Source organism: Pantoea sp. 22096, assembly GCF_052045955.1.
Lineage (GTDB): Bacteria > Pseudomonadota > Gammaproteobacteria > Enterobacterales > Enterobacteriaceae > Pantoea > Pantoea alfalfae.
On the sequence record NZ_JBQEPW010000001.1, the window covers coordinates 514,225 to 540,028 of the forward strand.

The following is a 25,804-nucleotide window of genomic DNA, read 5'->3' on the forward strand; positions in this document are numbered from 1 at the left end:
ACGCAAACCTAATAGGGGCGGGTGAGATCATGACTAACCTGGTAGAAGTGGAAGACTTCACGCTTCACAGTGAAGAGAAACGAACCAGCGCGTTCCAGCTTGAGGTGAAAACCTGGCTGGAGCGCCATCCTGAAACGCAGTATGTCGACATCCTGTTAAATGATTTAAATGGTGTGTTCCGCGGTAAGCGTATTCCGGTCTCTGCGCTACCTAAGCTGGAAAAAGGATGTTATTTCCCCGCCTCAGTGTTTGCCATGGATATCCTCGGCAACACGGTGGAAGAAGCGGGACTCGGCCAGTCTCTTGGTGAACCCGATAATCTCTGTCTGCCCGTTAGCGGCACGTTAGTTCCCTCCGCCTCTGACCCTCAACACATTGCACAGCTGCTGTTAACCATGTGCAACCAAGATGGCACTCCCTTTGACGTTGAACCCCGAAATGTCCTCAACCGACTGTGGCAACAGTTGCGCAACCGAGGTCTGTTTCCGGTGGTAGCGGTAGAGCTGGAGTTCTATCTGGTGGACAAAAAGCGCGATGCTGAAGGCTTTATCCAGCCGCCCTGTTCGCCTGGCAGCGATGAACGCAATATGCAGAGCCAGGTCTACTCGGTCGATAATCTCGATCATTTCGCTGATGTCCTGCGCGATATTGACGATTTGGCCCGTCAGCAGGGCATACCGGCCGATGGCGCGCTGGCGGAAGCCTCGCCCGGACAGTTTGAGATCAACCTGCATCATACCCGTGACGTGCTGCGCGCCTGCGACCATGCGGTGCAGCTGAAGCGCCTGATTCGTCAGGTGGCAGAAAACCACGGTATGACCGCGACGTTTATGGCGAAGCCCTATGAGGAGTACGCGGGCAGCGGCATGCATGTGCATATCAGCATGCTGGATGCTGCCGATCACAACGCCTTTGCCTGCGATGACGGCAGCGATTCTCCGCTGATGAAACGGGCGCTGGCCGGGATGATCGATCTGATGCCCGCCTCAATGGCGCTGCTGGCACCCAATGTGAATGCCTATCGCCGCTTTGTCCCTGAAGCCTATGTGCCGTTACAGGCTTCGTGGGGTCATAACAACCGTACCGTTGCGCTGCGCGTGCCGTGCGGCGATATCGACAACCACCGTATTGAGTATCGGGTGGCAGGCGCTGATGCTAATCCCTATCTGGTCGTCTCGGCTATCCTGGCCGGGATGCTGCATGGGCTGGATACGCAGCTGCCATTGCCGCATCCGGTCACCGGCAACGGACACCATGCCGAGGGGCTGGCACTGCCGATCCGGCAGAGTGATGCGCTGTATGAGTTTGACAGCAGCTATCCGCTGCAGAAGTTACTGGGCGAACGCTTTGCCAGTGTCTGGCACAGCTGCAAGCATCATGAACTGATGCAGTTTGAACGACTGATTACGTCTACGGAAATAGACTGGATGCTGAAAAACGCCTGATGAGCTTTTCAGCGTTACTCTGTCGCGCTTTTTTTTGCATAAGGTGCCCCGACGGCTTGTAATACTGCCACGGGTTAGGGCAGAATACGCGGCCTGCAAAATCAGATGATAACCGACGCTTAACGCGCCGGTTATTTTTTTGCATCCAGTTTTAACAGAGCGTTTTTGCTGACTTAACCGAGGCCGGGCACGCACCCGGATAGATAAACACTGAAAACACGCGTAAGCGTGAGATTGAGGATTACAAAGATGGGGATGTTTTTCACTCTGCCAGCCAACGCTGGTACGCGTTTTCGTGATGACTACGGCGCCGCGTCAACCGCTAACCTTACTCCCTGTCGCTTAATGCGCAGTTGCCCTGTGACCCAGCCCAGCCAGGTTGTCGCACAGGGGGGACTGAAGCATGTCGCTTAATACCTCCGCCGCACCGCAGCGTGCGCAACTCAAAAAGACGCTTACGTTACTTCCGGTCGTCATGATGGGCTTAGCCTACATGCAGCCTATGACCCTGTTCGATACCTTTGGCATCGTTTCCGGTCTGACCGATGGTCACGTCGCCACCGCTTATGCTTTCGCACTGATTGCGATTCTGTTCACTGCCGTGAGTTACGGTAAGCTGGTACGCCGCTTCCCCTCTGCGGGCTCCGCTTATACCTACGCTCAGAAGGCGATCAGTCCGCACGTCGGCTTTATGGTCGGCTGGTCATCACTGCTGGACTATCTGTTCATGCCGATGATCAACATCCTGCTGGCTAAAAACTATTTCGAATCGCTGGTGCCGGGCATCCCGTCGTGGATCTTCGTGGTGTTGCTGGTCGGCTTTATGACGCTCTCTAACCTCAAGGGCATCAAAACCGTCGCCAACTTCAACAGTGTCATTGTGGTGCTGCAGGTCATTGTCATGGTCGGGATCACCGGCATGGTGATCTACGGTGTGGCAAGCGGCGTCGGTTCCGGTACCCTGGTGAGCAGCCGTCCGTTCTGGTCTGAGAATGCGCACGTGGTGCCGATGATTACCGGTGCGACCATACTCTGCTTCTCGTTCCTCGGCTTTGATGGCATCAGTTCGCTGTCGGAAGAGACCAAAGATGCAGAACGCACCATTCCACGCGCTATTTTCCTGACGGCGCTGATTGGCGGTGTGATCTTTATCGCGGCATCTTACTTCCTGCAGCTCTACTTCCCGGACATCACCCGTTTCCAGGATCCGGACTCCTCACAGCCTGAGATTATGCTGTTCGTAGCCGGTAAAGCGCTGCAGGTCGGTATCCTGATCTTCTCGGTGGTCACGGTACTGGCATCCGGTATGGCGGCGCACGCAGGCGTATCGCGTCTGATGTATGTGATGGGCCGTGATGGTGTATTCCCGGAGCGTTTCTTCGGTTACATCCATCCAAAATGGCGTACCCCGTCGCTCAACGTGCTGCTGGTCGGTGCGATTGCGCTGATGGCGATTAACTTTGACCTGGTCACCGCGACCGCGCTGATTAACTTCGGTGCGCTGGTGGCGTTTACCTTCGTGAACCTGTCGGTGATCGCACAGTTCTGGATCCGTGAGAAGCGTAACCGCACGCTGAAAAATCACGTTCAGTATCTGCTGCTGCCGCTGCTCGGCGCGATAACGGTCGGTGCGTTGTGGGTGAATCTGGAAGAGAGCTCTATGGTTCTGGGCCTGATCTGGGCCGCCATCGGGATTATCTACCTGGCATTCGTGACCCGCAGCTTCCGTAATCCGGTGCCGCAGTTCAGCGAAGAAGTTTAATCGTGCTCACGTTGCCGCCTTCCGGGCTTTATCGGGAAGGCGGCAACTGTTAACCGGCCAGCACCAGTTCCAGGTTGCCCGCACTTAACAGATCCCGCCCCGCATCACTCAGTTTGTTGTCCGTCACCACCTGATCAAACCTCTCCAGCGGTAACGCCAGAAACGTCGCTATTCTGTTGTACTTCGAACTGTCACTCAGTAAAACCCGTTTGCTGCTTACTTCGCTTACTGCCTGCTTCACCATCACTTTATCTTCATCCGGTGTAAACAAGCCACGTGGTCCCCAGCAGGAGGCGGAGATAAAGGCGATATCAATCGCCAGATTGCGCAGGCTGCGTGCTGCCGACTCGCCGACGCAGGAGCGGTTCTCCCGGCATACGGTGCCGCCCGTGTGGATCACCCGGCACTGACTCGCCTCCATCAGCAGATTCGCCACCATGAAATCATTGGTCACCACCAGTAAATCATCACGATCAACCACTTCCTGTGCCAGTGCTAACGTCGTGGTCCCGGCATCCAGATAGATGCAGCTGTTACGGGGAATGTGACGGGCAGCAGTGCGGCCAATAGCGCGCTTTTCATCGTTGTACAGGGTGCTTTTCGTCAGATGTGACGGTTCAGCTGCCAGTCGATCGGCAGAACGCACGCCGCCGGAAACCGACAGCACAGCACCTTGTTCCTCCAGTTTCTGCACATCCCGGCGGATGGTCATGTGTGACACGCCAAGCCGCTCAGTTAACTCAGCAATGCTCACCACGCCACGATCGGCCACCAGTGCCAGAATCTGTTGATGACGTTCAACCGGAATCATATCTGCTCCCTGACAATTACCATTTTTTCACATTATAAAGTATCTCCCAGTCAACCAGAACAAAAAATAACAGCTGATACAGGGCGGAGAACGGGAGTTACCGGGCTGATACAAGGTGCAGACAGTAAAATGCGCGATGTTAAAAATTGTTCACGTTCACATGATGGATGTTTTTTTTGTGAGGAGTGGCACATTTTTACCGACCGGAAGCTGGCAGGATTAACAGTAACAAACAAATAATCACTTAATTTAACAGTGGAGGCGTAACGTGCCAGCTGAAAACATCTGCGTTATCGGGTTAGGTTCCATGGGTATGGGTGCGGCAAAGTCCTGTCTGCGCGCCGGACTCAACACCTGGGGGGTCGATTTGAATTCTGCAGCCCTGGAGAGCTTACGTCAGGCCGGCGCACGTGATGCGCAGACTTCCGCCTCTGCCTTTGCAGACCAGCTCGATGCCGTTTTGCTGCTGGTGGTCAATGCAAAGCAGGTTAAGGCCATCCTGTTCGGTGAAGAGGGCCTGGCCGCAAAACTGCGTCCGGGCACGGTGGTGATGGTCTCATCCACACTCTCAGCGCAGGATGCACAGCTGATTGAACAGCGGCTGGCTGAACATCAGTTGCTGATGCTGGATGCCCCGGTGTCGGGCGGCGCGGCCAAAGCGGCCAGCGGTGAAATGACGGTAATGGCATCCGGCAGTGATGCAGTCTTTGCACAACTGCAGCCGGTGCTGGATGCGGTCGCCGCCAAAGTCTATCGCGTGGGCAAGGAAATTGGCCTCGGGTCAACCGTCAAAATTATCCATCAGCTGCTGGCGGGCGTTCACATCGCGGTGGGTGCAGAAGCGATGGCGCTGGCGGCGCGAGCCGGTATTCCGCTGGAAACCATGTATGAAGTGGTCACCAATGCTGCGGGTAACTCGTGGATGTTCGAGAACCGTATGAAGCATGTGGTAGACGGCGACTACAGCCCGAAATCAGCCGTCGATATCTTTGTGAAAGATCTCAACCTGGTGGCCGATACCGCGAAGTCACTGCACTTCCCGCTGCCGCTGGCCTCGACCGCCCTCAACATGTTTACCGAAGCCAGCAACGCCGGTTATGGCCGGGAAGATGACAGTGCGGTGATTAAGATCTTCAGCGGCATCACGCTGCCGCAGGCAGGGGAGAGCAGCTGATGCGTCTTGGTGTTATAGCGGACGATTTTACCGGCGCAACGGATATCGCCAGTTTTCTGGTGCAGAACGGCCTGACGACCATTCAGTTCAACGGCATTCCCGCCAGCGAAGAGATGACAGAGGCGCAGGCGATTGTGATCAGCCTGAAAAGCCGTTCCTGCCCGGCAGATCAGGCGGTTTCGCAGTCGCTGGCCGCGCTGGCGTGGCTGCAAAAGCAGGGCTGCGAGCGCTTCTACTTCAAATATTGCTCCACCTTCGACAGTACCGCGCAGGGCAATATCGGTCCGGTGACCGATGCGCTGCTGAATGCGCTTGGTGAGACGCAGACGGTCATCTGCCCGGCATTGCCGGTGAACGGGCGCACCGTCTATCAGGGCTATCTGTTTGTCGGCGATCAACTGCTGTCCGATTCCGGCATGCGGCACCATCCGGTTACACCGATGCAGGACAGCAACCTGATGCGTCTGATGACCTCGCAGGCAACCGGCAAAGCCGGGCTAATCGCCGCAGCACAGATCGATCAGGGCGCGGAGTCAGTACGTCAGGCGCTGGACCAGCTGGCGGAGCAGGGCATCAGCTACGTCGTTACTGACACCCTGCATCAGGGGCATCTGTTGACCCTGGGTGAAGCACTCAGTGACAGGCGGCTGGTGACCGGCGGTTCCGGGCTGGCTATCGGTCTGGCACGACAGTGGACGACGGCCGGGACGGATGCAGAGGCGGAGCGGGCAGGCCGTCCGCACGGCGATCGCGCTGTAGTGCTCTCCGGTTCCTGTTCGCAGATGACCAATCGTCAGGTTGCCGCGTACCGCAAGCTGGCACCGGCCTGCGAAGTAGAGATTGAGCATTGTCTGGAAGATGCAGAAGGGTATGCCCGGCAGCTGTGCGACTGGGTGGAAGCCAACAGCCATCAGACGATGGCCCCGCTGCTTTTTGCCACCGCTGACGCGCAGCAACTGCAGGTGATTCAGCAGCGCTATGGTGCGCAGCGCAGCAGCGAAGCCGTTGAGCAGCTGTTCGCCGCCGTCACCCGTGAGCTGAAACAGCGTGGCTGGCAACGTTTTATTGTGGCGGGAGGGGAAACCTCCGGCGTGGTGGCGCAGAGCCTGGGCGTAACTGCCTTTCACATCGGCCCGACCATCTCGCCCGGCGTGCCCTGGGTGCGCGACATTCATCAGCCGCTCTCCCTGGCTCTGAAATCGGGCAATTTTGGCGACGAAGATTTCTTCCGCCGCGCGCAAACGGAGTTTACCGATGTCTGAATCTTTACTTTTAGCGGAGCAGCAGGCGCGTGGCGAAATGGTACGTCTCGGTGCCTCGTTCTTTCAGCGCGGCTATGCCACCGGCTCAGCGGGCAACCTCTCAATGTTGCTGGCGGATGGCAATCTGCTGGCGACCCCTACCGGCTCCTGCCTCGGGGAATTACAGGGTGACCGGCTGTCGAAAGTGACGCCGGAGGGGGAATGGCTCTCCGGCGATAAACCCTCCAAAGAGATTGCGTTTCACCGCGCGCTCTACCTGAATAACCCCGACTGCCGCGCAGTGGTGCATTTGCATAGCCACTACCTGACGGCGCTCTCCTGTTTACAGGGGCTGGATACGGACAACTGCATCCGTCCGTTTACCCCCTATGTGGTAATGCGCGTCGGTGATGTGCCTGTTGTGCCTTACTACAAGCCGGGCGATGGGCGTCTGGCCGAAGATCTGGCGGCGCTGGCGCCGCGCTACCGCGCCTTCCTGCTGGCGAATCACGGCCCGGTGGTGGTGGGGAAATCCTTACAGGAAGCGGCAGACAACACCGAAGAGCTGGAAGAGACTGCTCGTCTGATCTTTACCCTGGGCGACCGCCCGATCCGTTATCTCAGCGATGCCGAAGTGGCAGAACTCAGGAGCCGATAATGCCGAAGTTTGCTGCTAACCTCTCGACGCAGTTTACAGAATATCCCTTTTCTGAACGCTTTGCTGCAGCGGCGAAAGCCGGTTTCACGGCGGTCGAATTTCTGTTTCCTTATGACTATCCCGCCACGCAGATAAAACAGTGGCTCGATGTAAACCTGCTGCAACTGGTGCTGTTCAATACCGCGCCGGGCAATGTCGCCGCGGGTGAGTGGGGTGTTTCCGCCATCCCCGGACGGGAAGCGGAAGCAAAGGCGGATATCGACCGTGCCCTGAGTTATGCGCTGGCACTGAACTGCCCGCAGGTTCACATCATGGCGGCGACGGTGCCGCCCGGTGCCGATCGTCAGCGTTACGTTGAGACCTTTATCAGCAACATGCGCTATGCGGCTGAGCGCTTTGCGCCGCACGGCATCAACCTGCTGATAGAAGCGCTTAACCCTGTAACCAAGCCCAACTATCTCTACGCCAGTCAGTATCAGACGCTGGAGATGGTTGAACAGATCGACCGGCCGAACGTGTTCACTCAGCTCGACCTGTTTCATGCACAGCGGGTAGACGGCAACCTCAGTCATCTGATTCGACACTATGCGGGACGTTATCGGCACGTACAGATTGCGTCAGCGCCGGATCGCCATGAGCCGGATGAGGGGGAAGTTAACTATCCCTGGCTCTTCTCACTACTGGATGAGGTTGGCTATTCCGGCTGGGTCGGCTGCGAATATATCCCGCGTGGTGACACCAACGCGGGCCTGGGCTGGTTTGCTCCCTGGAAATTAAAAGCCTGATTTAACGTGCTCTTAAACCGGTGTTTCAGCACCGGTTGGGTCAGGCTCGCCCTTTATCTGGCCCTGCACCTGCTGACCCTGTACGCCGATAACCCAAAAAATATAACAATTTCTGAGGTTTACTATGTCCACCGCACTGCTGTTAGCCATAGCGACCGCCAGCATCGTGATCCTGCTGCTGCTGGTCATCAAAGCCAAAATTCATCCGTTTGTCGCCCTGCTGATTGTCAGCCTGCTGGTGGCTATCGCGACCGGCATTCCGGCTGAGAAAATCATGGAGACGATTATCACCGGAATGGGCGGGTTGCTCGGTCATATCACCATCATCATCGTGCTGGGTGCTATGCTCGGGGCAATTATTGAAGCCTCAGGGGGCGCTGAATCGCTGGCGCAACGCTTCAGTAAAACGCTGGGTCTGAAGCGGACCGTCGCCGCTTTAACCATGGCGGCTTTTATCCTGGGTATTCCGGTGTTTTTCGAAGTGGGCTTTATCATCGTCATCCCGCTGATTTATGGCTTCACTAAGGTAGCGCGTGTCTCACCGCTGAAGTTTGGCCTGCCGATGGCGGGCGTCATGCTGACGGTGCACGTGGCGCTGCCAACCCATCCGGGGGCCGCGGCCGCCGCCGGGATCCTGCACACGGACATGGGCTGGCTGATGATGCTGGGTATCGCGATTTCCGTGCCGGTCGGGATCATTGGCTACTACGTGGCGAAAGTGATGAACCGTCGCCATTATCATCTGTCGGTCGAGGTGCTGGAGCAGTTGCAGATGGCGAAGCCAGAGGGGCAGGAAAAGAAGCATGAACCTGCCCCACCGGGCGCGCTGACCATCAGCGGTCTGATTGTGGTCCCGATTGTATTGATCGTGCTGGGAACGCTGTCCCACACCCTGCTGGCTGAAGGCAGTCTGCTGCGTAACGTCATGACTGTGATTGGCACGCCGCCGATTGCCCTGCTGATTGCCTTAGGACTGGCGGCCTGGCTGCTGGGCGTCCGTCGTGGCTGGAGCAAAGACAAGCTGGAAGATCTGACCGGCCGGGCAATTCCCACCTCCGCCAGTGTGATTCTGGTGGCCGGTGCGGGTGGGGCATTTGGCAAAGTCCTGGTGGAATCAGGGGTCGGCAAAGCGCTGGCGGTGACGCTGGAAACGCTGCATCTGCCGCTGGTGCCTGCTGCGTTTATCCTGTCACTGGCGCTGAGGGCGTCACAGGGTTCCGCCACGGTAGCCATTCTGACCACCAGCGGACTGCTGACGCAGGCGGTAACCGGCGTGACGGATATGCAACGGGTACTGGTTACCCTGGCAGCCTGTTTTGGCGGCCTGGGGCTTTCACATGTCAATGATGCGGGCTTCTGGGTGGTCACCCGTTATCTCGGACTTTCCGTGGCCGACGGTTTACGCACCTGGACAGTGCTGACGACGATAATGGGATTAAGCGGTTTTGTGCTGACCTGGCTGGCGTGGATGGTGCTCTGATTGAGCAAGACAGGAAAGCCTGACCCGGCAGGGGATGCCGGGTCAGGCTTTCTCATGGGTTCAGGAAACCAGCTCCTGCGCATAAAGATAGAGCGCTTTGAGCTGCCCAACCTTTTCTGCATCAGCTTCATGCAGATTAGCCAGTCCTTCCAGTTCCTGCATAAACGCCTGCACCCGATCACCGTTCAGCACGTCACGGCGATGCTCCAGCCAGCGCTGTTGCTCGGCATCATCCAGCGTGCCGGGGAAATTACGCGCCCGATAGCGGAACAGCAGTTTCGCCACCCGCGCACTCTCAAAGCTCAGGTCAAGTGCAGGCAGATTGGCCGGCGCGGTCTGACGAATAATGTTCATCCCGGCGCGATCGGCATCGCTGAAGAATCCATCGTAGAGCTGCGTGTCCACATCCTCTGACGGTGTAAACGGCTCGGCTTCGGCAAACAGCGTAACCAGTTTTTCCCGCACGTCAGGCTGCTGACGCAACAGCGCCAGATTCGTCAGACAGTGCTGACGATCAATACCCAGACGGGCCGCATCTTCCGGACGCAGCGTACTGGCAGGTGCCAGCACCGGACACTTGTTGATATGCACCAGTTTAACCGGTACCGCAGGCAGATCGCCGAGGTCGTTTTTCGGCGTGTAAAGACGTTCACGCAGCGTGTCAGCATCCAGTTGCAGCAGCGGTGACATATCGCCTGCCAGATCCACCACGATCAGCGCATTCCGGTTATCGGGATGCCAGGCCAGCGGCACGATCCAGCTGGTGTTGCCGCGCGCGGCGCCGAACATGCCAGAGACATGGACCAGCGGTTTCATCTGCGGGATGTCGATCAGGTTCATCAGCTTGTTTTTGTTGCGATGGGTAAACAAAAACTCAAACAGTTTCGGCTGCTTCTCTTTTACCAGCTTTGCCATCGCCAGCGTGGCGTAAACATCGGACATTGCATCGTGCGCATTTTCATGGGCCACGCCGTTGGCTTTGGTCAGATGCTCCAGCCGGAAGCTGGGAAAGCCTTCTTCATTTTCCGGCCAGTTGATCCCGTCAGGCCGCAGCGCATAGCAGGCACGCATCACGTCGAGCAGGTCCCAGCGTGAGTTGCCGTTTTGCCAGGCCCAGCCATAAGGGTCATAAAAGTTGCGATAGAAGATATTACGCGTCACTTCATCATCGAAACGTACGTTGTTGTAGCCCACCACGCAGGTTTGTTCGGTGGTGAACAGCTTATGAATGCGTTCAGCAAACTCTGCTTCGATGACGCCGCGGCTCATCGCTATCTGCGGGGTGATGCCGGTAATCATTACCGCTTCGGGCTGTGGCAGATAGTCATCAGGCGGACGGCAGTAGAACACTTCAGGCTCGCCGACCGGATTAAACTCACTGTCGGTGCGCAGGCCGGCAAACTGGGCGGGCCGGTCACGAGAGGGGCTGGTACCGAAGGTCTCATAATCGTGAAACAGAAAAGTGGGCTGTACGCGGTCGTTATTCAAATTTCATATCCGTTCATTGCGTTTACTGGCGTAGAGAACAGAAAGCGTAAAGACCGCTCTCTGTCCGCTCTGAATTTTTGCGCCACAGAGGAGGGTAATCGTTGCGTCTGGTGCGCGCTGACTGTGCGTTCTGCCACAGAGCTATTATAGCGGATCAGGGGATCGTCTGACGCTCTCCCATATGGTAAACCATATTCCGGTACGTCTGAAGTTAAGGGTTCAGTCGGCCTGATGCTTCTCTTCAACCGTCAGACCTCTGCAATCACTGCAGCAGGCGTGCGAGCCTGTATCAGCGGACGCCATTTTCATCTCAAAAGCGGAATCCGCTACGCATTTTCGCAGCCTATGTATGCCGCTCTCAGCGCAGCGTATGAAATGACGCCTGCGCTTCCTCTGTTCTGCCCTGGCGGGCGAACCGCGTTACTTCGTCAGACGCGCACCCGCCTGGCGCCCGGTTCATACTTTTTTTCAATTTATTCAAACCTTCACAACGCTTTTGCCGTACAACGTGCGGCTGTTTCCGTTTCGTTTTTAGAAATTTTCTCTCCCGTGCAATTAAGGATGAAGTGTTGAAAAGGCGTCTGTTGTTCACCGTTACCGCTACTGTTTTTTGGGCCTCGCTGGCACAGGCTGATGCGATTCCCTTTCCTGTGACGCCTCCGGCGATTGATGCGGCTTCCTGGGTATTGATGGATGCCACTACCGGGCAGGTGCTGACCGCGGGCAATCCCGATGAACGCCGCAATCCCGCCAGCCTGACCAAACTGATGACCGGCTACGTGGTCGATCGCGCTATCGACCAGAAGAAAATCAGCCGGGACGACATGGTCACGGTTGGAAAAGATGCCTGGGGTGCAGGGAATCCGGTGTTTAAAGGGTCCTCCCTGATGTTCCTGAAGCCAGGTGATAAGCTGAGCGTCCGGGATTTAAGCCGCGGCGTGATCATCGACTCCGGCAATGACGCCTGCGTTGCGCTGGCGGATTACGTGGCGGGCAGCGAAGCGAACTTCGTCGGTATGATGAATCATTATGTTGAGAAGCTCGGCCTGCAGAATACGCATTTTGAAACGGTTCATGGTCTGGATGCGCCAGGTCAGTACTCCAGCGCGCTGGATATGGCGAAGCTGTCACGCGCCATCATCGATGGCGAGCCTGATTTTTATGCCATGTACAGTGAAAAGACCCTGACCTGGAATGGCATTACCCAAAACAACCGTAATGGTCTGCTATGGGATAATAATCTCCACGTTGATGGGCTGAAAACCGGTCACACTGAAACCGCGGGCTTTAATATCATCGCGTCAAATGTGGTGGGCAAACATCGCCTGATCGCTGTCGTCATGGGGGGGAAAAGTTCGAAAGGCCGCGAAGAGCAGGCGCGTAAACTGCTGGTCTGGGGCCAGAACACCTTCGATACCGTTCAGCTGTTCCATGCGGGTAAGAAGATTGGCAGCGAAAATGTCTGGTACGGCAATCCGCATCAGGTAGAGGTGGGAACGGCAGAAGATGTTTATCTGTCTCTGCCGCGCAGTGAAGTGCAGAACGTGAAGGCGAAATACGTCATCGATCGTAAAGATCTGGAAGCACCGCTGAAAGCCAATGAAGTGATCGGCGAGATTCAGGTGATGGATAAAGATCAGCAGATTGCTCACTATCCGCTGGTGGCACTGAGTGCGGTCGAGCCAGCAGGCGTGATTACTCGCCTGACGGACTATCTTAAACAGAAGTTCTGATTGTCGCCGGGCAGTACAGAAACGGGTAGCCTGCGGGCTGCCCGTTTTCACATTTATACCCTGAGCCTGTTACCGATACCTGATAAAGGTTAAAAAGCCGTATTAAGTTGTTCATGACTTCCGGTCAGGTATGTGAGGCGGATGTTGATAATTGTAAGCGAACGTCAAAACTGTTTTGAAATATCCGGCCCGCGCTAAGTCCAGGCCGCGTTCAGGGTTAAGATAGCCCCATCATGTTCCCGTAACCGGAAAATCACTTTGCGTCCTGACAAGCCCATCTCGAAACTGGAGTTCTGGTTTTATCGCCATTACCGATACGTCCACGGCGTGCGCATTGCCATCGCCTTTTTGCTCTGCTTTATTTTTGTCCGGGCAACCGGTATTCCGGAAGGCACCTGGCCGCTGATCACGCTGGTGGTGGTGATGGGGCCGATTTCCACCTGGGGAAATGTCTTTCCACGCGCCCTGCAGCGCATCTGCGGCACGGTGGCGGGCTCGATTTCCGGGCTGATTGCCCTGAAGCTGGAGCTTATTTCCATGCCGGTGATGCTGGCCTGGTGCGGCATCATCATGGTGATCAGCGGCTACCTGACGCTGGGCAAACATCCCTACATGGCGCTGCTGATCGGGATTACGCTGAGCGTGGTGGTGGGTGCGCCAACCGGCGATTTCACCGTGGCACTGTGGCGCGGTGGTGATGTCATTCTGGGATCGCTGATGGCGCTGCTGTTTACCGCTATCTGGGCGCAGCGCGCCTACACACACTGGCGCATTCAGCTCTCCGACACGCTGGCGGGCATGGCAAAAATCTATCACGCCGGCTTCTCGCCTAACCTGGTTGAAAAGCCGCGTCTCAATAAGCCGCTGGGCAAATTGCTGACCAGCGTGATCAAAATGCGGGCGCTGCTGGAGCCGTCGAGCAAAGAGACGCGCATTCCGAAGTCGGTGCTTGAAGCGATTCAGACCATAAACCGTAATATGGTTTACACCATTGAGATGCAGATTAATGCCTGGTGGGCCTCGCGTGAGAGCCACCTGATTATGCTTAACGCGCCTGCACTCCGCCGCACGCAGCAGATGACCGAGAATACGCTACGGGCGCTGTCGGTGATGGCGATTGAGGGTGAAACAGAAGAGGTGATTGCCAACAGCCATGAGTTGACCGAAATCAGTGGCGAACTGCGCAGACTGATCGCCGAAGCGGGCAGCGACGGGCTGGAAGAGACGCCAATCTACGGCTACGTCTGGCTGACGCTGGAACTGGCGAAACAGCTGGAGCGGATGACCGATCTGATGCGGATGGCGCTGCGCAAATAATCACCTCAGACAAGGACTTAATGTGAAACCGGGTTTCTTTGCGCTAAGATAAGAGCCAGTCTGAATTTAGCTGTGAAAATTGCTTACCTGGCGGGCTAGCCGCTAAGCTGATCGTTTTGACTCTCTCCCTGCGTCAGCAGGCTTAAAGAAAGGTGCCATCATGGAAAATGCCAAGCAGTCATTTCAGGACGTACTGGAGTTCGTGCGTATGTTCCGCCGCAAAAACAAACTGCAGCGTGAAATTGTCGATAATGAGAAGAAAATCCGCGATAACCAGAAGCGCGTACTGCTGCTCGACAACCTGAGCGAATATATCAAACCCGGCATGAGCGTTGAGGCCATTCAGGAAATCATCGCCAGCATGCGTGTGGATTATGAAGACCGCGTGGATGAGTACATCATCAAAAACGCCGACCTGTCTAAAGAGCGTCGCGAGCTGTCGAAAAAAATCAAAGCGATGGGCGTGGGCGAACACCCGAAAGCCTAAGAACAGAGCGCTTATGCGTTCTGTGTTCCCTGTGAACCCGCATTCACTCCGGTGGTGCGGGTTTTTTATTATCTGTCTCAGCGCAGAATTATTTACCCGCCAGCCTGCGGGCAATCTCCTGTAGCTGACGAGAGAGCGCCACTACATCGACCCGCTTATCCGCGGGCGGGGCGGTGGTCTCACGAATTACCAGCGTGGTTTTCAGCGCGTTGGCTGGTGCCTCTTCACCCTGAAGCCGCGCCAGCATTCGCTCAACACTTTGTGCGCCAAGATAGTGTAAATCCTGCCGCACCGTGGTCAGCGGCGGCTGATACCACGCGCTCTCGGCGGTATCGTCATAACCAATCACGGAGATCCCGGCAGGAATGGCGACGCCATACTGATGCAGCGCCCGCATTGCACCCAGCGCCATCTGATCGTTGGCGACCAGCAGCGCCTGCGGCAGGTCATCGGGCAACTGCGTCAGCAGCGCCTGATAACCCGACTGCGCGCTCCAGTCACCACGCAGCGCGCAATGCGGCGTTAGCTGATGATCGGCCAGCGCCTGACGCCATGCGTTTTCGCGCTGACGGGCTGACACCGAGCGCAGCGGCCCGTTTAACAGGCCAATCTGACGATGCCCCAGCGCCACCAGATGTTCAACGGCGGCACGTGCGCCGGACTCATTGGGATACTGACACTGCGCCACCGCCGCCTGCGGTTCGACATCCAGAAACAGCACCGGCTTGCCGCCGCACAGCAGCTGGATCTGCTGCGCTTCATCGGCATCCAGCGGCAGGTTAATCAGCAGCCCATCGACCCGCTGAGCCAGCAGTTCATTCACGGTGGCGGCCGCATCGTGGCCGCTGTCCATCGCAATCACCAGATGATAACCCGCCCGCGCAGCACGCTGCTGAATCGCCGAGGCGATCTGCGCCGGTGCCATCAGGGCCAGGTCGCTGGTCGCGAGACCTAACGTGCGCGTCGCCTTGCCCGCCAGCTGCTGCGCCACCCGATTGGGCACATAATTGAGCTGTTGCATCGCCGCCTCAACCCTTTCCCGCGTGCGGGCTGAAACCTGTTCAGAACGATTTAAAACACGTGAAACGGTTTGATATGAGACGCCGGCCAGTTGAGCGACATCATCAAGGGTCACGGAGCGGGAAGTCATTGAACTCTCCAAAAGATGAAGCGACGAGTGTAACAAATTTTCATGCTGTGCTGCTGCCGGCCACCTGTTCACCACCATGCCAGCGGGGGAAAATGGCGGCACCCGACCCGCGGACGTTGCCGGTTGTTAACGCTGCTGCAGATAGACCTGCAGGTTCACATCCACCGCGTTAAGCAGTGGCGTGGCAAGCCCGTTTCGTTTCGCCCGCAGCAGCAGGTCACCGATGATCTGATCGGCTTCAATATCATAACCTTGAGTGAGATCGCGGTACATTGAGGAGGTCATCGGGGTCGCGGGATTGTTTAACAGCTCAAAAATGCGGGCCGTCACCGCCGGGCGCGGCTGATAGCCTTCGGCAGTAATGACGGACAGAATCTCCGTAAAGATCCCCTGTAGCAGCGCTTCGCCGCCGCGCGAGGTGAGGATCTGCCGGGTATCGCCGCGTGCCAGGCAGCAGACCGCGCCGAGCGTGCTGAGCAGCAGCCACTTCTCCCACAGCTCATCCATGATGTTATCGCTGAACAGGGTATCAACCTGACAGTCGCGCAGCGCGGCATCAACCCGTTGCAGCCGTTCATCATTATTGCCGTCCAGCGCGCCGTAAAAGATCTGATGCAGCGGTGTCATCTGGATGATTTCGCCCTGTTCGCCCAGCGTAGCGTTGATCTTGCACAGGCCGCCAATCACCTTATCTTCGCCGAAGCGCTGTTGCAGCGTCGCGATGTGCCGCATTCCGTTAAGAATCGGCATAATCAGCGTGTCCGGGCCGACCGCAGGTGCAATGTCCTCCATCATCTGTTCAAGGGCAAAGCTCTTCACCGTCACAATAATCAGATCATAGTGGCCCGTCAGGGTGCTGACCTGCGTCAGCTGCGGCTGTAACGTTTCGGTACCCTGCGGCGTCTGCAGCACCAGCCCGTTGTTTTGCAGCTGCTGATAACGGCGTTCACGCACCAGAAAAGTCACGTCCTGACCTGCCTGAGCCAGTCGTGCACCAAAGTATCCACCGGTCGCGCCGGCGCCTGCCATCAGAATCCGCATTCCACTCTCCCTTTGCTGAAAACCTTTACCTTAGAACGCCGCGAGCGTGCTTACCAGCGTTAGCCTCCGGCGTAGCGTTTCGGGGTGCGTGAAAAAACAGGCAGGGAAAGCATGAGCAGTGAGGCGAGAATGCAGAAAAATCAGATTTTCCCGGTCAGCAGGGCGAATTAGCGTGCGGCGTTAAAGCCGGGTGACGCCCAGCTCGGCAGCCTGCTGTTCCCACGCCAGCACGTCCTGATAATCGTCTCGCTGCACCGGGCTGAATCCACTGATGAGATTGTCGTCGCAGACGCTGCGAAAGGCGGGATCGTTTACCAGCTGATGCAGCGCTGTACGCAACGTCTCCAGCCGGGCGGCTGACGTTGAGGCGGCCGTGATCAGCGGCAATCCGGGTGCGGCGGGCGTCTCACCGATGATATGCAGGCCGCGCAGTTCATCCGGCGCATAGCGCGCCAGCAGCGCCCAGCTGACGCAGTCGACGGCCGCAATATCTGCCTGTGAATCACGCAGCGCCGCCAGCGACTGACGGTGTCCGCCACTTAGCAGTAGCTGTGAAAACGTCACGCCCTGGAGCGCCGCCACAAACCGCAGCGCGTTATAGCCGGAGTGCGAGTCCGGGCTGTTAGCCACGGCCCGCTGACCGTTGAAATCGGCCAGCGTCGCCTGTTTATTTCGCGCTACCAGCCAGCTGCGATAATGGCGCCCGCTACAGCCCGGTGCCTGATAGTGAAAGGTGCCAACCAGCTGAACCGCCGGTAACTGACTGACCAGCGGATAGCCGCAGGTCTGGCTCAGCAGCAACCGCGCATCCCGCCAGTGGGCCAGTAGATCGTCAGGCCAGACCGGCTGCGCCTCAGTGTCATGCTGCGCCAGCAGCGTAACCACAGCCTGCATCAATGCCCGCGTGGCAGGCGGATGGAGCGCATACATGGGCAAAGCGAGCAGATTATTCATGGGTTTTCTCCCCTGAGCGGCCCGGATGGGCATTGACGCTAACCGGTCTGGCCCAGAACTGACGCAGCCAGACCCGGTAGCCCGCCACCCGAAAACCGTGGTTGCGCTGATAGTAATGCTCGCGGTCGCGAAGATAGAGCGGGCGCAGGCCATACCAGGGAACGCCAGGCAGATCGTGATGCACTGAATGGTAGTTCAGATTCAGAAACAGTATGCGCCAGGGCCAGGCCGCTTCATTATTCACCGAACGTGCCAGCGGATCGTCCGCTGCACGATGCTCGTAAAAGGACCGTACCTTTGTCAGCGCCAGCGCCGGATAACTTACCGCCAGCAGATACCACAGCGGCGAAAACCCGAGCTCCGCCATCCAGTAAAACAGCAGAGCCAGCAGCGCGCCATGCAGCAGCCACATGCCTGTCGCAGAGCGATCGCCACGGCGCAATGCCTGCCACATCCCGCCAACAGCTGACCCGATATCCAGTAGCGGGCCGAGCAGCAACCGTCCCGGAAACGTGTTGCGCAGATGAATCAGCCGCTGCTGCCAGCGCGGCAACTGCGCCCAGCGTGCAGCGGAGAAATAGTAGGTTTCCGGGTCCTCATCTGGCTCGGTCAGGGTGTGATTGCGATGATGGGCCAGATGAGAGTCGCGATACAGACCATAGGGATACCAGACCGCCAGCGGCAGGGTGCCGAACAGCTGATTCACCCGCGGCCAGCGTGTGGGATGACCGTGGATCAGCTCATGCTGCAGTGACATATACCAGGTGGTGAAAACGATCAGCAGCAGGGTAGCGGGCAGTCGTCCCAGCGTCTGCCAGTTCAGCATCACCGGGAACCAGCCACCGTAAATCACGGCCATCAGCAGCCAGGTTGGCAGTTCGCTGCGCCAGAGCCAGCTGCGCGCGCGCTGTTTCAGCCAGACGCGCTGCTGTAAAGAGAGATAACCGTTGTGCATCGTTCACCTGACAGCAGAAGCGGGAGTCTGGAGAGTGAAAGAAAGCGCGGGCAAAGGCAAAGTGGATAATCTGCTTAGCTATGTCGAAATTCCTGAATATGGCGCTTAAAGATATTCACTATCAGTCGCCGCGTGGAGGGCGTAACCTTTCCTTATCAAAAATCGCCTATAGCCCACAGGCGCTTACCGCCTGTCAGGAGAAATACAGATGAAAAATATCGGCTTCTTATCCTTTGGTCACTGGACGCCTTCGTCGCAGTCCGCCACCCGCACCGCGCAGGATGTGTTACTGCAATCGATCGACTTAGCGGTCGCTGCTGAGGAGCTGGGCGCAGATGGCGCTTACTTCCGTGTCCACCATTTTGCCCGTCAGCTCAGCTCGCCGTTTCCGCTGCTGGCTGCCGTGGCAGCGCGGACCCGCAAAATTGAGATCGGTACCGGTGTTATTGACATGCGTTACGAAAACCCGCTTTACATGGTGGAAGATGCCAGCGCGGCAGACCTCATCTCCAACGGGCGTCTGCAGCTGGGCCTGAGCCGCGGTTCACCTGAGCAGGTGATCGATGGCTGGCGCTACTTTGGTTTTGAACCGAAAGCGGGTGAAAGCGATGCGGATATGGGCCGTCGTCACACCGAAGAGTTCCTGGACGTGCTGCGCGGCGAAGGGTTTGCAAAGCCGAATCCACAGCCAATGTTCCCGAACCCGCCGGGCCTGCTGCGACCAGAGCCGCTTTCGGAAGGGCTGCGTGATCGCATCTGGTGGGGCTCCGGTTCCAATGCCACCGCAGAATGGGCAGCAAAAATGGGCATGAACCTGCAAAGTTCAACCCTGAAAGATGATGAAACCGGCGAGCCGTTCCACATTCAGCAGGCGAAACAGATCCGCGCCTACCGCGAGGCCTGGAAAGCGGCGGGGCATCAGCGTGCGCCACGCGTTTCCGTCAGTCGCAGCATCTTTGCGCTGGTAAATGATATGGACCGCGCCTACTTTGGCCGCAGCGGTAACGATCAGGATTCCGTTGGTTTCCTGGATGAGAAAACACGCGCCATCTTTGGCCGCAGCTATGCCGCAGAGCCAGAAGTATTGATTAAGCAGCTGGCGCAGGATGAGGCGATTGCCGAAGCGGACACGCTGCTGTTGACCGTGCCTAATCAGCTTGGTGTCGCCTACAACGCCCATGTGATTGAGGCGATTCTGAAGTACGTCGCCCCGGAACTCGGCTGGCGTTAAGTCACTACCCGAGCGCCCGCGCAAGCCGGGCGCTCTGTTGTTTCTTCATAAACCTGTATTACCTGCCATTCATCTCTGCAATCGTTAACGCTATTTAATCATTTTCTCTTCTCGTATTTCTGCCATTTCTGTTTCGCATCAGTTCCGTCCATTCCTGCAACTACACCGGTTTAGCCAGCGAACGCGGCTAAATCTGGTCAGGCCGTTGTTCTGCCAGCATTGAATAAGACGGTTGTGCAACCGGTTGTGTCGGAATAGTCTGATGCAGGTCGGTGCCGCTTCGTTGATGATTCCGGGTAGTAACATCCGTTGCGCCATTGCTGGAAGCTGTTGAAATAAACCTTATTCAAAGGGATAAGCTATCAATCTTATAGGATGAGACAGGTGTGAGTTCCTGAAAATCCTCTATAGAGTAGCGATGAAAATACAAAAAGAGGTGTGACCATGAGCAATTCCATTGATGAAGATGCAAAAGATGCAAAGCCTATTGTTGAAGCCGATCGCGAAGCGCCTGAAAGCAAATGCCCTTTTCATGCAGGCAAGCCAGCGCAGCCAAATCAGGCGCCGGGTGGCGGAACAACTAACCGTGACTGGTGGCCTAACCAGCTCCGCGTTGACCTGCTGAACCAGCACTCATCCCGTTCGAATCCGCTTGATGCATCCTTCGACTACCGTAAAGAATTTGCCAGATTAGATTACTCTGCGCTGAAAGCTGACATTAAAGGGCTGCTCACCGAGTCACAGGCCTGGTGGCCCGCTGACTGGGGCAGCTATATCGGACTGTTTATTCGCATGGCCTGGCACAGCGCCGGAACCTATCGCTCCGTAGACGGACGCGGTGGTTCAGGCCGTGGTCAGCAACGTTTCGCCCCCTTAAACTCCTGGCCGGACAACGTCAGTCTGGATAAAGCGCGCCGCCTGCTGTGGCCGATTAAACAGAAATATGGCCAGAAAATCTCCTGGGCTGACCTCTACATCCTGGCGGGTAACGTTGCGCTGGAAAACTCCGGCTTCCGTACCTTCGGCTTTGGTGCCGGACGTGAAGATGTCTGGGAACCGGATATGGATGTGAACTGGGGCGAAGAAGCCGCCTGGCTGGAACACCGTCACCCGGAATCCCTGGCACAGTCGCCTCTGGGTGCCACCGAAATGGGTCTGATCTACGTCAACCCGGAAGGTCCGGAACACAGCGGCGATCCTGCCTCTGCGGCCCCGGCGATTCGCGCCACCTTTGGCAACATGGGCATGAACGACGAAGAGATCGTGGCACTGATTGCCGGTGGCCATACCCTGGGTAAAACCCACGGTGCCGCACCGGCCAGCCACGTGGGCGTCGATCCGGAAACCGCACCGATTGAAGCGCAGGGTCTGGGCTGGGTCAACAGCCACGGTACGGGCGTCGGCGCAGATGCGATTACCTCTGGCCTGGAAGTGATCTGGTCGCAGACACCGACCCAGTGGAGCAACTACTTCTTCGAGAACCTGTTCAAATATGAGTGGGTTCAGACGCGCAGCCCCGCGGGAGCCATCCAGTTTGTAGCGGCTGATGCGCCAGATATCATCCCGGATGCGTTTGATTCTACTAAGAAACACAAACCGACCATGCTGGTCACTGACCTGACGCTGCGTTTTGACCCGGAGTTTGAAAAAATTTCGCGTCGTTTCCACAACGATCCGCAGGCGTTCAACGAAGCCTTTGCCCGTGCGTGGTTTAAGCTGACCCACCGTGATATGGGGCCAAAAGCGCGCTACATCGGACCTGAAGTGCCACAGGAAGATCTGATCTGGCAGGATCCGCTGCCTGCACCGGTTTATCACCCAACCGTGGCCGATATCGCCCAGCTGAAAGAGAAGATTGCCGCATCCGGCCTCAGCGTCAGCGAGCTGGTTTCCGTTGCCTGGGCTTCGGCATCGACGTTCCGTGGTGGCGACAAGCGCGGTGGTGCCAACGGTGCCCGACTGGCGTTGCTGCCGCAGCGTGAGTGGGACGTCAATGCCGTCGCAGCACGTGTTCTGCCTGCGCTGGAAGCGATTCAGCGCGAAGCCCACAAGGCTTCACTGGCGGATGTCATCGTTCTGGCGGGTGTGGTTGGTGTTGAGCAGGCGGCGAAAGCGGCTGGCGTCTCGATCGACGTGCCCTTTACCCCGGGCCGTGTCGATGCGCGTCAGGATCAGACCGACATCGAGTCATTCGATCTGCTTAAACCGCGTGCGGATGGTTTCCGTAACTTCGGCACCGGCTTCGGCAAAACCACCACCGAAAGCCTGCTGATCGACAAGGCACAGCAGCTGACCCTGACCGTGCCAGAGTTGACGGTGCTGGTGGGCGGGATGCGTGCGCTTGGCACTAACTTCGATGGCAGCCAGCACGGTATCTTCACGCACAATGTGGGATCGCTGAACACGGACTTCTTCGTGAATCTGCTGGATATGCGTACCGAGTGGAAAGCGACTGATGGCAGCAATGAGAAATTCATCGGACGCGATCGCGTCAGTGGTGAAACACGTTTCACCGCTACCCGCGCCGATCTGGTGTTTGGTTCCAACGCGGTGTTACGCGCCTCGGCAGAAGTCTATGCCAGCAGCGATGCCCGTGAAAAATTCGTCAAAGACTTTGTCGCCGCCTGGACAAAAGTGATGAATCTGGATCGGTTTGATATCTGATTGCTGTTGATTATGTAAAAGCTGTCATTCGCTAATATTCAACTGCACCCTAAAAGTCGGTGATCCGACTGATTAAGGTGCAGTTTTTTTTGCCAGATTTCTTCTGGTTACTGGTCCTGTCGTCTGCGTATGGAAGCCGCGCCGCAATTTTTTCGTCAGATTTAGCCCAAATCTTTGCCTCCCCGGAAACAAAAAATGACTTATTCTGTTTCACCGTCATCACTGCTCACCGAGTGTAACAACGACAATATATGCCGTGCTCTCGCAGGTGATGCTGGCGGTGCAAACGGCTTTTATGCACTGGGTGTCCGAATAGCCTCTTGTCTACCTTTTCACCGGCCATGAAAGCGATGGGGAGCAACCTTATGCATCCCAGAATAACCTGACTCAGGAAGAATATCGGCTGATGGCTGAGAATCGTCTGTGCATGCACAAAAAAACGCATTGATTAGGGAGATGAGCGCTTCATGTTTAAAAGGGAGAAAAAGCCTGAGCATAGTTGATGAGATACTTGACGGACAAATCGCGGGGTAATATCGGTTTTGAGCCAATACCTGAACCAGGTCTGGCCGGAAAGGGAGACGCTGTTGTTTAGATGTCATGGGTAGCAACTGTTTCTGCCACATTGTTGGAAAAAACAACCTCCGGTTGACTTCTGAATATCACATTCAGTCGGTCAGTCAGTCAGTTATCAGAGCGAAAGTCGTAAACAGCCTGTAGTCAGAAAGTAAAACATTCCGCACCGCAATGGGGCAGTGGGGTTGTCTCTGGTGCAAATAACTGCATGTTCCGTTCACTTTCTGCCCCCCCGGTACCTCCTATCTGCCGCAATCCGTGGCTTTTCAACCGCACAGAGAAGTTGGCATCCTGTTTGCTAGGTTGTACATACAAGTCAGTACATGTCAGGTCTGCAAATTAATGACACGCAGGCGCCTTATGAAAAACACTCCGTAATGTGGCTGGAAACGAAATGATTTCATTTGAGAGCATAAGCAAATTTTACGCAGATGGTACGGTGGCTGTAGACAGACTGTCGTTCAGTGCGCCGACGGGACAAATTACTATGCTGGTCGGGCCTTCGGGTTGCGGCAAAACCACTTCACTGCGCATGATCAACCGGTTAACCGAGCCATCTACGGGTAATATTTTGCTGAACGGAGAGCCGACCGCAGGGATGGATCTGGTTAAACTGCGACGCAAAATAGGCTATGTGATCCAGAACGCCGGGTTGTTTCCGCACAAAACCGTACAGGATAACATTGCTGTCACGGCACTGCTCAACGGTGCGACACGCACGGCAGCGCGTAAAAAAGCCCTCGAATTGCTTGAAATGGTTGGGCTTTCGCTGATGATGGCGGAGCGCTATCCGTGGCAGTTGTCCGGTGGTCAGCAACAAAGGGTCGGCGTGGCGCGTGCGCTGGCATCGGACCCGGAATTTATGCTGATGGACGAACCTTTCAGCGCCGTCGATCCGGTGGTGCGCGAACAGTTACAGGATGAGTTTTTAAGATTACAACGTGAGATCGGCAAGACGATTATTATGGTCACGCACGATATTGATGAGGCGATGAAATTAGGCGACCAGGTTGCGGTTTTCCGCCCCGGTGGTCGTCTGGCGCAAATCGCGTCGCCGGTGAAATTACTTAATGAACCGGAGGATGCATTTGTCGCTGACTTTATTGGCCGTGATCGCGGATACCGTAAACTTTCGTTCGATATGATTCCTGATAATATCAGTCTGACGAAAGAACCTGTGATCTCACCGGGTATTTCTGTCAGCGAAGCCCGATCCCTTGCCGGAGAAAGTGCCTGGTTACTGGTGGTTGAAAATGAATGTCCGCTCGGCTGGTATGACGTGACACAAAATAAAACCACCGTGGACCCTAAGGATATTAATCTCGGCAGCACATTTGCGCCGAAAAATGGCACGCTGCGTCAGTTAATGGATTCGGTGTTAAGTTCTCCCTGTCAGCGCGGTATCGTGGTTGATGAGCAGCAGCGCTTTATAGGTACGGCAAATATCGAACAGGTGTTTTCACTTTCTCATTCCCGTGCTGTGAGGTAATGCCATGCGTTTTGACTGGTTATTTCAGCAGCGGGAAAATATAGTAACGCTGCTCGGCTGGCATGTTTACCTGTCTGTTATTCCGGTATTAATCGGGCTGGCACTGGCTATTCCGGTCGGGGGTATTTTGCACCGCTGTGGAAAATTTAAAGACGGCATTCTCAATGTATTAGGATTGCTCTATACCGTTCCTTCCCTGGCATTGTTCGTTTTATTACCCGGTCTGCTGGGCACGAAAATTCTGGATACCGTGAATGTCGTGGTGGCCCTGACACTTTATGCGTTTGCGCTGCTGATCCGTACCGTATGCGACGGGCTGGATTCTGTTCCACCTGAAACCCATCAGGCCGCTGTCGCCATGGGCTACCGGCCATTGCAGCGTTTCCTGAGCGTGGAATTACCGCTGGCTGTGCCGGTGATCGCCGCAGGTATGCGGGTGGTGGTGGTATCGAACGTCAGTATTGTGTCGATATCAGCACTGGTCGGCATGCCGCAGTTGGGGGCATTATTCACCCAGGGTTTCCAGCTACATTTTCTGACGCCAATTATTGCCGGTATTTTCCTGTGCATTGTGCTGGCGCTGCTGCTGGATAATCTGGTGCTGCGCACCGGCAATAAAATGACCACCTGGCAACCGAAAAGGAACGCGAAATGATTAACTGGTTGCTGGATCCCGGTCACTGGTTCAACGATGACGGCTTACTGGTGCTGATATTTCAGCATCTGATTTACAGCTTTGAAGCGTTGTTTATTGCAGTGATTATTGCTTTCCCGATTGGCTGTTATGTCGGTCATACCGGCAAAGGCGCGATGTTACTCATCGGCAGCGCCAATGCCATGCGCGCATTGCCTTCATTCGGATTGATCATTTTACTGGTAATTCTGTTCGGGCCGGTATTTGAATCAGACCTGGCTTTTATTGTGCCTTGTCTGATCGTGCTGATTATTCTGGCATTACCACCCATCATGATGGGGGTGTATTCCGGCATCAGGGCGATTAATCCGGCGATTATTGATGCCGCAATCGGCATGGGATATTCACCGCTGAAATTACTGCTGACGGTAGAAATACCTTGTGCGATGGCGCTGATATTATCCGGTGTCCGCAGTTCTGCGTTGCAAATTGTATCTACGGCTACGATTGCTGCGTATGTTTCGCTTGGGGGGTTAGGGCGGCTGATTATTGATGGCCGTGCGCAGAACGATTATCCGCAAATGGTTGCGGGTGCTTTTATGGTGGGGATATTAGCGTTACTGGTTGATGTGTTTTTCTCTTTTTTAATTCGTTTCATTGTTTCACCAGGATTACGGCAGCGTGAGCGTCGCCGTAAAAAAACCATTCCTTTATCGAATAACTGAATTA

The 25,804-nt window shown here is 56.2% G+C and carries 21 protein-coding genes; 15 read left to right on the top strand and 6 right to left on the bottom strand.

Annotation, left to right across the window (positions count from 1 at the left end; all coding sequences use genetic code 11):
- Positions 1-29 precede the first annotated feature (29 nt).
- Positions 30-1,445 (top strand): glutamine synthetase family protein, encoded by a 1,416-nt coding sequence (locus tag ACTJKZ_RS02235; protein WP_161734428.1) that lies wholly within the window; start codon positions 30-32, stop codon positions 1,443-1,445.
- A 403-nt stretch (positions 1,446-1,848) separates the two neighbouring features.
- Positions 1,849-3,207, top strand: coding sequence for an APC family permease (locus tag ACTJKZ_RS02240; RefSeq protein ID WP_440829147.1), 1,359 nt, complete (start codon positions 1,849-1,851; stop codon positions 3,205-3,207).
- 49 nt (positions 3,208-3,256) lie between these two features.
- Here ACTJKZ_RS02240 and ygbI read toward each other — a convergent pair whose 3' ends face one another.
- On the bottom strand, positions 3,257-4,018 hold the full coding sequence (gene ygbI, locus ACTJKZ_RS02245) for a DNA-binding transcriptional repressor YgbI (protein ID WP_161734424.1): 762 nt from the start codon (positions 4,016-4,018) through the stop codon (positions 3,257-3,259).
- A gap of 268 nt (positions 4,019-4,286) precedes the next feature.
- Here ygbI and ltnD point away from each other — a divergent pair, with 268 nt between their 5' ends.
- The 5 genes from ltnD (at position 4,287) to ACTJKZ_RS02270 (ending at position 9,356) form a co-directional block, all read left to right on the top strand.
- Positions 4,287-5,192 (top strand): L-threonate dehydrogenase, encoded by a 906-nt coding sequence (gene ltnD, locus ACTJKZ_RS02250; protein WP_440829148.1) that lies wholly within the window; start codon positions 4,287-4,289, stop codon positions 5,190-5,192.
- The gene (gene otnK, locus ACTJKZ_RS02255) at positions 5,192-6,454 is read left to right on the top strand and encodes a 3-oxo-tetronate kinase (protein ID WP_440829149.1); all 1,263 of its coding nucleotides are present in this window, start codon (positions 5,192-5,194) and stop codon (positions 6,452-6,454) included. The genes ltnD and otnK overlap by 1 nt, the downstream gene beginning before the upstream one ends.
- Positions 6,447-7,091 (top strand): 3-oxo-tetronate 4-phosphate decarboxylase, encoded by a 645-nt coding sequence (gene otnC / locus ACTJKZ_RS02260; protein ID WP_440829150.1) that lies wholly within the window; start codon positions 6,447-6,449, stop codon positions 7,089-7,091. The genes otnK and otnC overlap by 8 nt, the downstream gene beginning before the upstream one ends.
- Positions 7,091-7,876 carry an HPr family phosphocarrier protein gene (locus tag ACTJKZ_RS02265; RefSeq protein WP_440829151.1) on the top strand — a complete coding sequence of 262 codons (786 nt, stop codon included), beginning with the start codon at positions 7,091-7,093 and terminating at the stop codon, positions 7,874-7,876. Before otnC ends, ACTJKZ_RS02265 begins: the two co-directional genes overlap by 1 nt.
- 124 nt (positions 7,877-8,000) lie before the next feature.
- Positions 8,001-9,356, top strand: coding sequence for a GntP family transporter (locus ACTJKZ_RS02270; protein ID WP_440829152.1), 1,356 nt, complete (start codon positions 8,001-8,003; stop codon positions 9,354-9,356).
- 60 nt (positions 9,357-9,416) lie between these two features.
- Here ACTJKZ_RS02270 and sbcB read toward each other — a convergent pair whose 3' ends face one another.
- Positions 9,417-10,844, bottom strand: a complete 1,428-nt coding sequence (sbcB, locus tag ACTJKZ_RS02275) for an exodeoxyribonuclease I (protein WP_161734413.1) — start codon at positions 10,842-10,844, stop codon at positions 9,417-9,419.
- A 569-nt stretch (positions 10,845-11,413) separates the two neighbouring features.
- On the opposite strand from sbcB, the gene dacD reads away from it, so the two are divergent.
- The 3 genes from dacD to tmaR all read left to right on the top strand — a co-directional run bounded on the left by dacD (position 11,414) and on the right by tmaR (position 14,381).
- On the top strand, positions 11,414-12,577 hold the full coding sequence (gene dacD / locus ACTJKZ_RS02280) for a serine-type D-Ala-D-Ala carboxypeptidase DacD (RefSeq protein ID WP_202604973.1): 1,164 nt from the start codon (positions 11,414-11,416) through the stop codon (positions 12,575-12,577).
- 258 nt (positions 12,578-12,835) lie between these two features.
- A complete protein-coding gene (locus tag ACTJKZ_RS02285; protein ID WP_161734409.1) occupies positions 12,836-13,894 on the top strand; it encodes an FUSC family protein in 1,059 nt (352 codons plus the stop codon).
- A gap of 160 nt (positions 13,895-14,054) precedes the next feature.
- Positions 14,055-14,381 carry a PTS system regulator TmaR gene (gene tmaR, locus ACTJKZ_RS02290; protein WP_004571340.1) on the top strand — a complete coding sequence of 109 codons (327 nt, stop codon included), beginning with the start codon at positions 14,055-14,057 and terminating at the stop codon, positions 14,379-14,381.
- Positions 14,382-14,469: 88 nt separating this feature from the next.
- Here the strand turns inward: tmaR and ACTJKZ_RS02295 are convergent, their stop codons facing one another.
- From ACTJKZ_RS02295 to ACTJKZ_RS02310, 4 genes are all read right to left on the bottom strand, one after another.
- Entirely contained in the window at positions 14,470-15,531 is a 1,062-nt protein-coding gene (locus ACTJKZ_RS02295) for a LacI family DNA-binding transcriptional regulator (protein WP_440829153.1), read from the bottom strand.
- A gap of 126 nt (positions 15,532-15,657) precedes the next feature.
- A complete protein-coding gene (locus tag ACTJKZ_RS02300) occupies positions 15,658-16,572 on the bottom strand; it encodes a ketopantoate reductase family protein (RefSeq protein WP_440829154.1) in 915 nt (304 codons plus the stop codon).
- 180 nt (positions 16,573-16,752) lie between these two features.
- Positions 16,753-17,526: a phosphate/phosphite/phosphonate ABC transporter substrate-binding protein gene (locus ACTJKZ_RS02305; protein WP_440829155.1), complete on the bottom strand. Its 774-nt coding sequence runs from the start codon at positions 17,524-17,526 to the stop codon at positions 16,753-16,755.
- The gene (locus ACTJKZ_RS02310) at positions 17,519-18,481 is read right to left on the bottom strand and encodes a fatty acid desaturase (protein WP_440829156.1); all 963 of its coding nucleotides are present in this window, start codon (positions 18,479-18,481) and stop codon (positions 17,519-17,521) included. The genes ACTJKZ_RS02305 and ACTJKZ_RS02310 overlap by 8 nt, the downstream gene beginning before the upstream one ends.
- 208 nt (positions 18,482-18,689) lie before the next feature.
- On the opposite strand from ACTJKZ_RS02310, the gene ACTJKZ_RS02315 reads away from it, so the two are divergent.
- From ACTJKZ_RS02315 to ACTJKZ_RS02335, 5 genes are all read left to right on the top strand, one after another.
- Positions 18,690-19,712, top strand: a complete 1,023-nt coding sequence (locus ACTJKZ_RS02315; RefSeq protein WP_440829157.1) for an LLM class flavin-dependent oxidoreductase — start codon at positions 18,690-18,692, stop codon at positions 19,710-19,712.
- A gap of 444 nt (positions 19,713-20,156) precedes the next feature.
- On the top strand, positions 20,157-22,376 hold the full coding sequence (gene katG, locus ACTJKZ_RS02320) for a catalase/peroxidase HPI (protein ID WP_440829158.1): 2,220 nt from the start codon (positions 20,157-20,159) through the stop codon (positions 22,374-22,376).
- A gap of 970 nt (positions 22,377-23,346) precedes the next feature.
- Positions 23,347-24,441, top strand: a complete 1,095-nt coding sequence (locus ACTJKZ_RS02325) for an ABC transporter ATP-binding protein (RefSeq protein WP_440829159.1) — start codon at positions 23,347-23,349, stop codon at positions 24,439-24,441.
- Positions 24,442-24,445: 4 nt separating this feature from the next.
- Positions 24,446-25,096, top strand: coding sequence for an ABC transporter permease (locus tag ACTJKZ_RS02330; protein WP_440829160.1), 651 nt, complete (start codon positions 24,446-24,448; stop codon positions 25,094-25,096).
- Positions 25,093-25,800, top strand: coding sequence for an ABC transporter permease (locus ACTJKZ_RS02335; RefSeq protein ID WP_440829161.1), 708 nt, complete (start codon positions 25,093-25,095; stop codon positions 25,798-25,800). Before ACTJKZ_RS02330 ends, ACTJKZ_RS02335 begins: the two co-directional genes overlap by 4 nt.
- Positions 25,801-25,804 lie beyond the last annotated feature (4 nt).